At 40.8% G+C, this 11,497-nt stretch carries 10 protein-coding genes and 1 pseudogene; 5 read left to right on the top strand and 6 right to left on the bottom strand.

Translation table 11 applies throughout. The features are described from left to right. Window positions 1–218, bottom strand: a pseudogene (locus H6G41_RS26335) (photosystem II q(b) protein); the annotation flags it as partial. A gap of 398 nt (window positions 219–616) precedes the next feature. Further along, window positions 617–1,456 (bottom strand): prephenate/arogenate dehydrogenase, encoded by an 840-nt coding sequence (locus tag H6G41_RS26330; RefSeq protein ID WP_190750156.1) that lies wholly within the window; start codon window positions 1,454–1,456, stop codon window positions 617–619. Between the two features lie 83 nt (window positions 1,457–1,539). Here H6G41_RS26330 and H6G41_RS26325 point away from each other — a divergent pair, with 83 nt between their 5' ends. The 3 genes from H6G41_RS26325 to H6G41_RS26315 all read left to right on the top strand — a co-directional run bounded on the left by H6G41_RS26325 (window position 1,540) and on the right by H6G41_RS26315 (window position 4,710). Then, window positions 1,540–3,105, top strand: a complete 1,566-nt coding sequence (locus H6G41_RS26325) for a pentapeptide repeat-containing protein (RefSeq protein ID WP_190750154.1) — start codon at window positions 1,540–1,542, stop codon at window positions 3,103–3,105. A 57-nt stretch (window positions 3,106–3,162) separates the two neighbouring features. Then, window positions 3,163–3,756: a DUF1517 domain-containing protein gene (locus H6G41_RS26320; RefSeq protein ID WP_190750152.1), complete on the top strand. Its 594-nt coding sequence runs from the start codon at window positions 3,163–3,165 to the stop codon at window positions 3,754–3,756. A 69-nt stretch (window positions 3,757–3,825) separates the two neighbouring features. After that, on the top strand, window positions 3,826–4,710 hold the full coding sequence (locus H6G41_RS26315; protein WP_190750150.1) for a hypothetical protein: 885 nt from the start codon (window positions 3,826–3,828) through the stop codon (window positions 4,708–4,710). A gap of 271 nt (window positions 4,711–4,981) precedes the next feature. Here the strand turns inward: H6G41_RS26315 and H6G41_RS26310 are convergent, their stop codons facing one another. From H6G41_RS26310 to H6G41_RS26300, 3 genes are all read right to left on the bottom strand, one after another. Beyond that, window positions 4,982–5,425 carry a tellurite resistance TerB family protein gene (locus H6G41_RS26310; protein WP_190750148.1) on the bottom strand — a complete coding sequence of 148 codons (444 nt, stop codon included), beginning with the start codon at window positions 5,423–5,425 and terminating at the stop codon, window positions 4,982–4,984. A 177-nt stretch (window positions 5,426–5,602) separates the two neighbouring features. Beyond that, window positions 5,603–5,740 carry a hypothetical protein gene (locus H6G41_RS26305; protein ID WP_190544584.1) on the bottom strand — a complete coding sequence of 46 codons (138 nt, stop codon included), beginning with the start codon at window positions 5,738–5,740 and terminating at the stop codon, window positions 5,603–5,605. Window positions 5,741–6,322: 582 nt separating this feature from the next. Next, window positions 6,323–7,243: a histone deacetylase gene (locus H6G41_RS26300; RefSeq protein WP_190750146.1), complete on the bottom strand. Its 921-nt coding sequence runs from the start codon at window positions 7,241–7,243 to the stop codon at window positions 6,323–6,325. A 205-nt stretch (window positions 7,244–7,448) separates the two neighbouring features. On the opposite strand from H6G41_RS26300, the gene H6G41_RS26295 reads away from it, so the two are divergent. Continuing rightward, complete coding sequence (locus H6G41_RS26295; RefSeq protein WP_190750144.1) at window positions 7,449–8,723, top strand: hypothetical protein; 1,275 nt, start codon at window positions 7,449–7,451, stop codon at window positions 8,721–8,723. A gap of 117 nt (window positions 8,724–8,840) precedes the next feature. Here H6G41_RS26295 and H6G41_RS26290 read toward each other — a convergent pair whose 3' ends face one another. Further along, complete coding sequence (locus H6G41_RS26290) at window positions 8,841–9,338, bottom strand: hypothetical protein (protein ID WP_190750142.1); 498 nt, start codon at window positions 9,336–9,338, stop codon at window positions 8,841–8,843. 163 nt (window positions 9,339–9,501) lie between these two features. On the opposite strand from H6G41_RS26290, the gene H6G41_RS26285 reads away from it, so the two are divergent. Continuing rightward, window positions 9,502–11,403, top strand: a complete 1,902-nt coding sequence (locus H6G41_RS26285; RefSeq protein ID WP_190750141.1) for a serine/threonine protein kinase — start codon at window positions 9,502–9,504, stop codon at window positions 11,401–11,403. The last annotated feature ends 94 nt before the right edge of the window (window positions 11,404–11,497 follow it).

Below are 11,497 nucleotides of genomic sequence, written 5' to 3'. Positions count from 1 at the left end.
TAGAGTAAGGAACCTGCTACTGGTTCGCGGATACCATCGATGTCTACTGGAGGTGCAGCGATGAAGGCGATTACGAAGCAAGCGGTTGCGGCTAATAGGGTAGGGATCATTAATACACCGAACCAACCGATGTATAAGCGGTTATTGGTGCTGGTGATCCATTCGCAGAAGCGATCCCATACGTTGGCGCTTGAGCGCTGTTGTAGAGTTGCTGTCATTGTTTTATGATTGCTAGTTGCGTTTTTTGTACGCAGGAATAATTACTTATGATGTTTTTATCTTAGAGACTTTGTTACAGATTGTAAAGAAGTTTTTCAAAAAATTTACTTAACTCGTTTATAAGTTTTGCTGATATATCTAGAAGATTATGAGAGCAGCATCTCAGCTTTGGTCAGTGAGGCGATGAGGAAGACAAGGGGGACAACGCAGGGGGCACAGGGTGCAGGGTGCAGGGTGCAAGGGGGACAAGGAGGACAAGAAATTTTAGATTTTAGATTTGCGTTAGCGAGTCCGCGAGCGTCTTTTGGATTTTAATCTAAAATCTAAAATCCAAAATCCAAAATTGTTTCCAATGCCCCATGCCCCATGCCCAATGCCCCATGCCCAAAACAGACTATTAATCAACAAAATCTGGTCGCACTTTTTGCGTAGATTGCAATTTTGCTTCTAAAGCTGTCCAATCTTCCTGTTCTATTAACTTGATTACTTCATCAAGCTGCTGGCGATATTGTTGCAATGACCCCAGCAACGCTTGCTGGTTAAATTGCGCCATCATTACTCCTAACTCTGGATTACCACCACCAACGCGGCTGGTATCGCGAAAACCGGAACTAGCTAAATTTTTCGCTAGTTGTAACACTGTAGGGTCGGTTTCACCCATGCAAGTAGCAATTAAGGATGCGCTGACCATTACAGGTAGATGGGAAATCCAACTGACTGCGCGGTCGTGTTGCTCTGGCTGACAATGGTAAATTTTTGCGCCAAGCGATCGCACAATTTCTTCTAATACTGACACTGCTGATGTGGGTGTTGTAGCAGTTGGTGTCAGTACGTAAGGGCGATCGACAAATAAATGCCGTTGTGCTGCTTCTATGCCGCTATCAGCGGTTCCTGCCATTGGATGACCGCCGACGAAATTCTGCCATAAAGGCGATATAGCCTGAACTATCGGTGCTTTTACCGATCCCACATCAGTAACTATTGTGGTAGCAGATAAATGCGTAATTAATTGCTGAACTTGGGGAACAATAAGAGCTATCGGTGTACAAATAAATACCACTTCTGTTGTAGCTAAGAGACTCAGATCTGCTGAAGCCTCATCAACGCTCCCCAGAGATACCGCCTTTTGGCAGGTTGATTGACGACGACTCACTCCGAAAACTTGATGTCCTTGCGATCGCAAATCAAAGCCCAAGGAACCACCGATCAGTCCCAGTCCTAAAATCCCAATTTTCATTTTTGATTTTGATAGTTAATCTTTTAAGTATTTTCTTTGTACTTGACCACCAATTTAAAGTTGGCATCTGAGGGGTAGTATTTATGACTATAGAAGACTTGTTGAGAAAATACACCGCTGGAATTTATGACTTTAGCGGTATCGACCTCTCTGAAGCCAACTTAAGTGGGGTGAAATTAATTGGTGTGAATCTTAGTCAAGCTAACTTGAGTGTTACTAATTTAAGCGGTGCCAATCTCAGCAAAGCTAACTTAACTAATGCCATACTCAATGTAGCTAGGCTCAGCGGTGCTAATCTTTCCCAGGCGATTCTCAATCAAGCTAGTCTCAACGTTGCCAATTTAATCCGCGCCGACTTGAATCAAGCCCAATTGCGGGAAGCTTCTTTAATTCGGGCTGAGATGATTAGAGCCAATCTCAGCGGTGCAGATCTATTTGCTGCTAACCTAACCAGTGCCGATTTGCGAGAAGCCACACTCCGACAAGCAAATTTCCGCAAGGCTAATTTGAGCGGTGCAGTTTTGCGAGGTTCTTCCTTAAGAGCCGCCAATTTAGAAATGGCTAATCTTCACTCTGCTGATTTAGTACATACAGATTTGAGTGGTGCTAATTTGCGCGATGCGGAACTGAGAAAAGCCAATCTCAGCCGCGCTAACCTCAGCGGAGCCGATCTGAGCGGTGCTAACCTGCGTTGGGCTGATTTGAGTGGCGCTAACCTGCGTTGGGCTGATTTGAGTGGCGCTAAGTTAAGCGGCGCTAAGTTAATCAGTACAGATTTAAGTAATGCTAATTTAACCAATGCCAGTTTAGTACATGCCGATTTAACCCAAGCAAAATTAATTAAGGCGGAATGGATTGGAGCCGATTTGACATCAGCCATTCTCACTGGAGCGAAACTTTACGCCACATCTCGGTATGGCTTGAAAACTGAAGGTATAACTTGTGAGTGGATTGATCTTTCTCCCACAGGCGATCGCTCCATCATCCAAAAGTTTAACGCTGAAGATGCGGGAGACTTTTTTAATGAAACCTCCCCCATCATCAGAATTATCGTTGACGCCCCCCTTGAACACGAAGCTAACTTTACCCTAGCTGGGGCTTACTACCAAATTTCTCGGCAATATCGGCGGCTCAAACAACCACCAACTATGGAAATTGGTCGTCGTCGGACTGTATTTACCTTCCGAGTTGAGCGTGACGAAGACTTATTTCCCCTTGCCTATATAGCTATTCTGCCATTTATGGATGCTAGCAGCACTCAACAAAGTATTGAAGATGTGATAGACATAATTAAAGGTGAAGATATTTCTTACATGGGTGTAAAAATACCCCATCGGGTGAGGCAATTAAGGGCAGCGATCGAGGAAGCTAGAAATAAAGCTCAGTCCCTTAAGGAAGTGCAAAAAACTCTGGCTTTAGCAGCCAAATTAAAATTTTTTAAAACTCCTACTCAAACAATTTTAACCAACTCTAGCGCCCAAACTTTGATTATTTATGACAATCCCTCTTTCGGCAAACGATTTATTAATCAACAGGATAAAAATGGTTCATTTTTTGATACTATATCCAGTGAATCTAGCCAATATCTTTTACCTACAGTCAAAATGATTAAGGATTTTGTTAAAAGTTTTCATTACATTGAAGAATGAACAATTATCAAGAGAATAATCCTTAATTAATAACTGATAAATTTGTGGAGGATGCAGATGCGTGATACTTTTAATAAAATGATCGGGCGGACTCGCTATGTTGTCTGCCGTTTATTTCTGCATTTAGGCGGCTCAGAAGTAGCGCCAATTTTAGGTATATTTAATAGTGCCGCTAGAGACGCAATCGATGCCGAAGGCGACTTACATGTCTTAGGAGAAAGCTTAGTAGAAATCTGTGAAACTCTAGCACGGTATGATGATTACTGGCTTTCTGCTGCTAACGAAGGTGATGTATTTTGGAACGAAGGCGAAGCTGGAGATTACGTCAATGAACTGTTTAGTGACTCTGCTGCTAGATATGGTGCGGAACTAGATTTAAATGATGATTCTGGATTTAACGATCCTTTATCTCTACCTGTAACCCGCAATATTATTGTGATGATTACAGTCGCTTTTGAAGGAGAAGTACCAGAGTTAGAAACAGATTTATCTAACGTTCAAGCTTTGAAGCAAGCTTTAAAAGCCCTAATTAATTTACACTACAAAAATAAATTACGGGCAGTGCAAGTGCATTTTTCACCAGCACAATTAGGTGATGAACTGACTAACGATCAGCTGTTGCAATATTATCCGGAATTAATTCCCTTGTAATTGGTGGGGTAGTCCGTACTTACAACATGTAGAGAGAAATTGTTAAGCTCATATAAGGATACTAGTGCAATGATCATGACCATATTGCGTAGATTTACAGCCGTTTGTTTAGCTATGAGTTTGTGTTTGACAACAGTAGCTTGTGGAGGCGGTTCCGACCAAGCCAACTCCCCAGCCAGCAATGTCAGCCAAACTTCTACAACTACCAAGCTAAGTGATGGGCAGTATCAATTACAACAAGCAACTTACGATGATGCTACTGGCGAGTATACGCTGTTTTTGATTAACAGTAAACCACCAACTTTTGTTACCGAGAACTTACAAATGGCTCGGCTGACAGATGAGGAAATCAAAGAAGGTAAGAAAAGCTATTTAAAAGTAGAAAGTGGACAGCCCATCTTATATTTAACAGAAGACTTTAAAATAGAGTACGTCCATAATGTCGTAGAGAACAAAACTAATCCCCAAACAGGACGCCAAGAAACAGTTGTTGTCCGTCAAGAGAATAGCTTCTGGACACCATTTGCGGCGGCTGTGGCTGGGAATATAGCAGGTCAGGCGATAGGTAGTCTCTTATTTAGACCCCAGTATTATGTCCCTCCTGTTTACCAACCAGGACAAGTTTTAACTGGTTATGGTGGGTATGGTAGCAGCTATGACCAAGCAGTTTCTAGCTACCGCAGCCGTTATAATCAGCCACCAGCAGCCGTGAGAAATCGCACTGCATTCCGCACTACAGGAACAATTAGAAGAACATATCCTAGCGGTTCATCAGTACGCAATACCCCAAATCGTAACAGTAATAGCCGTCCTAGCGGTTCTGGTTTTGGCGGTAGCGAACTCAGACCTTCTAATTCTGGATCTTCTAGACGCAATCCTAGCGGTAGTAGCTTTGGTAGCGGTGGACGTAGTAGCGGTCGTCGCGCACCTTCTTTTGGTGGTAGACGCCGTTAATTAAAAATCTCTCGGATGTAAAAAGTAGGGGTAGGTTTAGCGATATCATTAAACCTACCCCTATATAATCATTTTGTAGTTAGGACTTCAGTCCTGAATTATCAAGCTATTTATTGCTTGACAATGAATCACCAGTTAATGACTATAAGTCGCCTATTCTATAATTTAAGGTTGACTTAATAAATCATTTTTAATCCAATTAAATATTATTTTTTTGAGAGCCTATAGTTCTAAAAGCGATCGCTTAATAAAGTAGAACTCAGTTATCTTATCAACAATTTTTGATCGACATTACTTGCACAATCTGTATCGCCACTTCTCTAGATATCCCTAAAGCTTGATACAGATCGTTTAAGAAATATCTTTCTTCTTCTGTAACGATACCCTCAGTTAGGAGCAAATCTGTAGCTACAGCAAAAGCCGCTTCTCGCAATTCTTGGGTTAGGGATTCTTTCGCCGCATCAAATAAAACATTTATCCCATCACGCCGGAGGATGTTCAGGATTTTGTCAAATAACCTGCTCATCAACTCGTTGGTATAATTTCTAAAAAGCTTTGACCTTAATAAAACTGAGGAGATACAACGCACTTCATTATCTGACAAATGACCATCTATCGCGGTTGCAGCCAGAGTAATAGCAGCAAAGGCTTCTGCTGGACTAAGTGTCACTTGAACCTGGCTTTCTGTATCTAATACTGTGTCCAATAAACCCATTGTAGTTGCTCCTTGGTTGAGGTCTCAATAGCGATACAGTTCCCTGGAGGTTCTATCACTTTCAGACGAGCCTGTAACGCTGTGAGACTTTCATAAGTTTAGTGTTCCCAAGATTTCTTGACAGCGAACACATGCACTTAATAGGTTTTTGGCAAACAATCAACAGCCAGGTATTATTTAGCGTTCTCCAGTCTTTTCAATTGTTTCTATGACTGCCAAACCTATACCAGAGGCTGCTATGAGCACTATTGCTGATATCAAAAAGGCGTTGACAAGCATTTGCAGGGCATCATTGAAGAAAATGTAGGTGGTCATTACACTTCACCTTTATAACTCTGTGTTGCTAGTGCTGTTTAATCTCTTCACACCGTGATTGGTGTATTTCGTTGATAACTTCCTAGCAATTGCATCTTAACAAAACTTTAGCTGTTTAAAAACACATCTCGAATTTTTTCTTTTTGAAGATTCCATGAATTTTGCCGATTATTTGTGCAATTCAATACTGAAAATCGATTTATGTTAAAAATAAATCAACTTACTTATAAATATAAATACTTAACAATGGAGTTATTAGAAGCACTTTTAATATAAATGTTTGTTTTTATAAAAATGCACTTAATTGTCCTTTGGGCAAGGAATATAACGAAAGTATGTCAACGATTTAACTGATAAAAACACTAGTTATCAATGTGCTATTAAGCTCATAGCAAATAATAACAAAAAATTTTTTATAGCTAGCTTAGTAAAACTACAAAATTACTCAGTCAGCCACAGCCATTTGGTGTTAGTCCCCTCTGGTTTCGCTGGTTGAAGTCACTGCCGATGGATAAGCGAAATAAAACTTTATGAATAAATGTTAAGACTAGCTCGCTAGAACTGGAAGTCTGTGATCAATGCCTAAACTAAGCAGCGTTCGATGGTGCTGACAACGGATTCGGAAAGTGAGTCTAAATCATAACCACCTTCTAAGCCAAAAAGAATTTTACGAGTTAGCCCTAAACAATAGTCCATGAACAACCCATAATCTACTGGTTGCAAATTCATACTGGCTAAGGGATCGTCAGCATTAGCATCATAACCAGCGCTAATAATCAGTAAATCAGGTTGAAATTGGGCTAAAAAGGGCACTACTGACTTCTCAAATATAGGTTGATATACAGCTATATTGCTACCTGGAGGTATAGGTACATTTAAAACATTATTATGCAAGCCGCGTTCTGAGGCTCTACCGGTACCGGGGTAGCAGGGGTATTGATGGAGAGAACAATAGGCGATTTGCGGGTGATCTTCGACGATCGCCTGAGTACCATTACCGTGATGTACATCCCAATCGAGGATAGCGACGCGGTTAACTCCTGGTTGTTGTAGGGCGTAAAAAGCGGCGATCGCAGCATTAGAAAATAAACAAAAGCCCATACCTGCATCACTTTCCGCATGATGTCCAGGGGGACGGGCGAGGACAAAGGCGGGATTTTCGCTGGCTAATACAGTGTTAACGCCATCCAACCAAGCACTAACTGCTAACAATGCCACATCATAACTGCGAGGTGATACTGGTGTATCACCATCTAAGTAACCGCCACCGGCGATCGCGATCGCCTGGATTTTGTGGATGTAATCTGCTGTGTGCGCTTGTAACAGTACAGACATCAGCGATGAATTTTCTAAAACTGGTGTCGGCGATCGCCAGGAAATTTGATCTGCAAAATCAGCTGCTTTGATAGCATTGGCGATCGCGGTTAAACGTTCTGGTGTCTCTGGGTGATAATTTCCAGTCTTGTGATCTAGAAACTCATCGGAATAGATGACTGGTAGCATGGGGCAATAAGAGTGAGCAGCAAAACACTAAATGCTATTGTATCTTCCTCAGATTATCTAGAGCGATCGCTACATCAAAGTCTTGTCAAATCGCAGATAGATTTTTTAGCTGGACACAGTACCAACATATGTCACTGATAAATAAGATACAATGCCAGCAGCAATTCAGCTAATAACCTAATATTTAGACAATCGGAGCGTGCTTATGTCTAATGTTTCCAATATAACTAATCAAACATCAGAAAATAGTACAATCAGCAATCTCCAAAATACACTAGAGCAAGCTAAGAATAAAGAGAAAATTTTTGACAAATTTCTCAGAGAGGGAATTAATGCAGGTTCCACTGCTGAAAAGCTAGCATTATTATACAGAGGTGTAGAAAGTTCGCCTTATTTACAAGATATTAATAATTATCCAGAGCGGCTCAAACAACAACCAAATCCTGAAGATTTAATCTTTAAACCTTATCCTAAAGTTGGAGAAATGCCGCAAATTGACCGACAAGGTTTAGAGTTTCTCCATCCAGATATTAAAGAAGCTTGTATCTGTATTGGTCGCGTTAATGAAGGTAAAATCAAAGCTCATTGGCTCGGAAGAAATGCCCTCAATAAAAATCAGTTCTGGAGTGGTACTAAAATCATTCCTTTGCTGAATATTGTATCTCAAGCTAATACAAAATTTTTGCAATCAAGCTTAGAAAACTGTGTGATTAGAGATTCAGCAAAGCGTCAGAAAGATACTCCGTTTTTGGACATAGCATCTGACATCATTAGTTATCAAAAGCAGGTAGCAAGCTCTAATTCGCTAGCTGCTATGTGCAAAAGATTCGAGACTTGGGAAGGTTTAGAAACCTGGGTTAAGAAAGTCACTGGAAACCAAGATTTAGTCTTCCGGGGGCGTTATGGTGAAGATCCTTTTATTAATCAGCCTGAGCTGTTTGATTTAAAAACAAAAAAAGTCTTGCTCAGTGCTGCACCAGAAACAAATAGAGGCGATAATCTTGTCACGGCATACGATTTACTCCGGTTGCTGACCATGCTAGGGTGGCACCATCAGCTACCAGTGGAAGCAAGATTACCGGGCGCGCAATGGCACAGCTTAAGTCTGATTGTCAAAGCTTTGGGTAAAGATGCTTGTCGCTATACTGATATAGCCATCGAGACATTGGGATTGAAAAACTTTATTAGTTCTCCAGTGATTATCTCTAAATTAGGCGATGGCTACAGCGACACACGCAAAAGTACAGAAATAGTTTATATTGCATTCATCCAATTTATTTTGGATTTGCCACAATCTGGGAGAAAACCAGCCGATTTGATAACTTTGGGTTTAGCTTTACGGGGAGCAAAACCTTTCCTGGAAACTAATCCGGCGGCGATTGAACAAGCAAAAAATCGCGATGCAGTTGAGTTAGATGCCAGAATGGTAACTGAAGTCACTGAGATTTTGCGGCGAGTAGTTACACAAGAACTAGTGTAATTTTTATACTCAAGAACCACTTTATTTTTAACGAACCGCATTAGATGCCAAGAAGAGAGCAAAAAGAGTTTATAAGGAAACCCGTTGAAAATCCAAACGTCTTTAGACAGGGGAGTGTCAATCAGTAGGTAAATTGGCAAATACCTGTTCCACTAACTCTTTAGTCTTAACTTCCAAATGTGGCCAATCGACTTCTCCCATTTCATCTATTAAACTAGTGTCAATTTCTACAGCTTCGGCATTTACTGCATTGGGGCTGTAATTGATAAAACACACCTGATAACATAGATCCCACAAATCTATAGTTGCTTGCTGCTCTTGACGCTGCAAACGTAGGTGATATCCTGGATGGGGCACGGGTAGATGAGAAAGAGTTTTTCTAATTTCATCTGCCTGTTCTGGTGTCGCAGTTTCCATTTCTTGCAACAAATTAGTCACCATTGCTTTAGTTTCATCAGTAATATTCCCAGGCCAAATCAATACATCATGATAAGTCCCAATCCAGGAAGACATGTCTAGTTGCTTGCGAATATTATCAACTACACGGATGAAAGCAGGCTGCATCAAAATTTCAGCCTGTTGCCAAGTGACAGAATCGTTTATTTTCGGTGGCATTGCTAATCAGAAAGGATGTGAAACAAAAATTAACAAAGTGTGTTTTTTAAGAAAATTACATTTTGATTCCAAATCTTTTCTCAAGATAGCGGATTTCATGGAGGAAAATTTGGAGATATTGATTAGCATCTGGAAATTTGGGTGTTAACTCTGGGGAGGGAATATGATCGGTAAGCTACTAGACCATCGTTATAAAGTAATTAAAGTCCTCGCTACGGGAGGATTTGGTCAAACCTACATTGCGCAAGATACTAGACGGCCAGGTAATCCTATCTGTGTTGTTAAGCATCTCAAGCCGAGTAGTTCTGACCCCAGAGTTTTTGACACAGCCAAGCGCTTGTTTAACAGCGAAGCCGAAACTTTAGAAGTTTTGGGACAACATGACCAAATACCTAGACTCTTAGCTTATTTTGACGAAAAGCAAGAATTTTATTTAGTCCAAGAATTTATTGACGGAAATACTTTAAGTGAAGAACTATTACCTGGTCAGCGCTGGAGTGAAACTCAGGTAGTGCAATTATTGGTAGAAGTTCTGAGTATTTTAGAATATGTTCACAGTCAAGGTGTAATTCACCGCGATATTAAGCCAGATAACATTATCCGTCGTAGTTCTGATAGTAAATTAGTTTTAGTGGACTTTGGCGCGGTTAAACAATTACGTACACAGTTAGTTACGGCTGGGGTACAACCTAGTGCCACAATTGTGATTGGTACTCCTGGTTATATGCCTACAGAACAAGGACAAGGTAAACCCCGTCCAAATAGCGATCTTTATTCTTTAGGTATTATTGCTATCCAAGCTTTAACTGGAGTCCCAGCCGGCGCTTTGCAAGAAGACCCGAATACAGGCGAACTTTTATGGCAGCATTTAGTAAATGTGAATTCTGAGTTAGCGGCTGTGTTAACGAAAATGGTGCGCTATCATTTTAAAGACCGCTACCAAAACGCCACAGAAGCGCTACAAGCCTGCAAACAGTTTATGATTCCAATGGCGGTTGGTACAAAACACCAGGAATTGCAGCAAAATACTAGCAATCAAGCTCAAGTTAATAAAACTCCTACTCAAGCATTACAGCAGAAAACTGTTGCAGTTGCACCAGCGAATAAAGTAGCTGCTAAACCTATTCCTATTCGTCCCGATTCTAATAAACCAGATCCATTACCTTTTATAGTCGGGCTGATGTTGGCGGGTGGTGCTGCGGCTGTAGTCACAAATGTTTATCCTAGTATCAAAAATTTCGCAGCGAATTTAACAGGTAATAATGATGCTGCTATAGCTAACAAGTGTTTAGCGGTTGTGGTGGGTAATTCTAATATTAGGTATGAACCGAGTGCGATTCATTCTGATAATGTAGTGCAAACAGTGACTAATAATAGTAAGTTTGAGGTAACTGGAAAACGTACTAAATTGGGATGGATACAAGTAAAACTTAACTCCGGAAAATCCGCTTGGGCACATTCAGATGTCATCGCCAATAATGACCAATGGATTGCTTGTTTGCGCGATAAAGGTATTGCGATTAAGACAGTAAATGATAGTACTTTAATTGCCGATCGCCCTTTACCCAAACCCCAACCTCCTAAAGTAGCAACTTCATCATCCAGTAAATCTGACCCATTCCGTTCTGAGCCATTTACTTCCAATGGAGAAAAATCAGAGCGATCGCAGTCTACCGAGAACAGCGCCCAAGTTTTGGAACAAGCCAAGGAAAAGTATAATTCAGGAGATTTATTTGGAGCGATCGCTCTCCTCAAATCTGTACCCAAAACAGCCGCTTCTGATTTTAAAGAAACTGCGGATATGATTGCTCAATGGCAACAAGATTGGGCGAAAGCTGATGCTTTATTTAATGATATCAATACTGCTTTAGCACAAGGTCAATGGGATAAAGTTCTCGAATATAAGAAAAATCCGGAAAAACTGCCCAATATTAAATATTGGCAAGATAAAATGTCTCCCTTATTTCAAAAAGCTGCGGAAAATCTAGCGAAACAAGGACAACCTCAAGCCGAGCAAAAAGGTAATAGCGATTTACCAATTCAGGAGAAATCAAAGGGTCAATAGTCTTGCCTTAAATTGGGCATTGGGCATGGGAAGATTAATTTTTATTGTTCCTTGTGAGCGTAGCTCATTCGTTTCTCCTTGTGCCTACTTTGCG

It is taken from the genome of Tolypothrix sp. FACHB-123 (assembly GCF_014697075.1).
In the GTDB taxonomy this organism is placed as follows: Bacteria; Cyanobacteriota; Cyanobacteriia; order Cyanobacteriales; family Nostocaceae; genus Aulosira.
The sequence above is the reverse complement of the archived record's forward strand: the minus strand, read 5'-3'. Positions and strand labels throughout refer to the sequence as shown.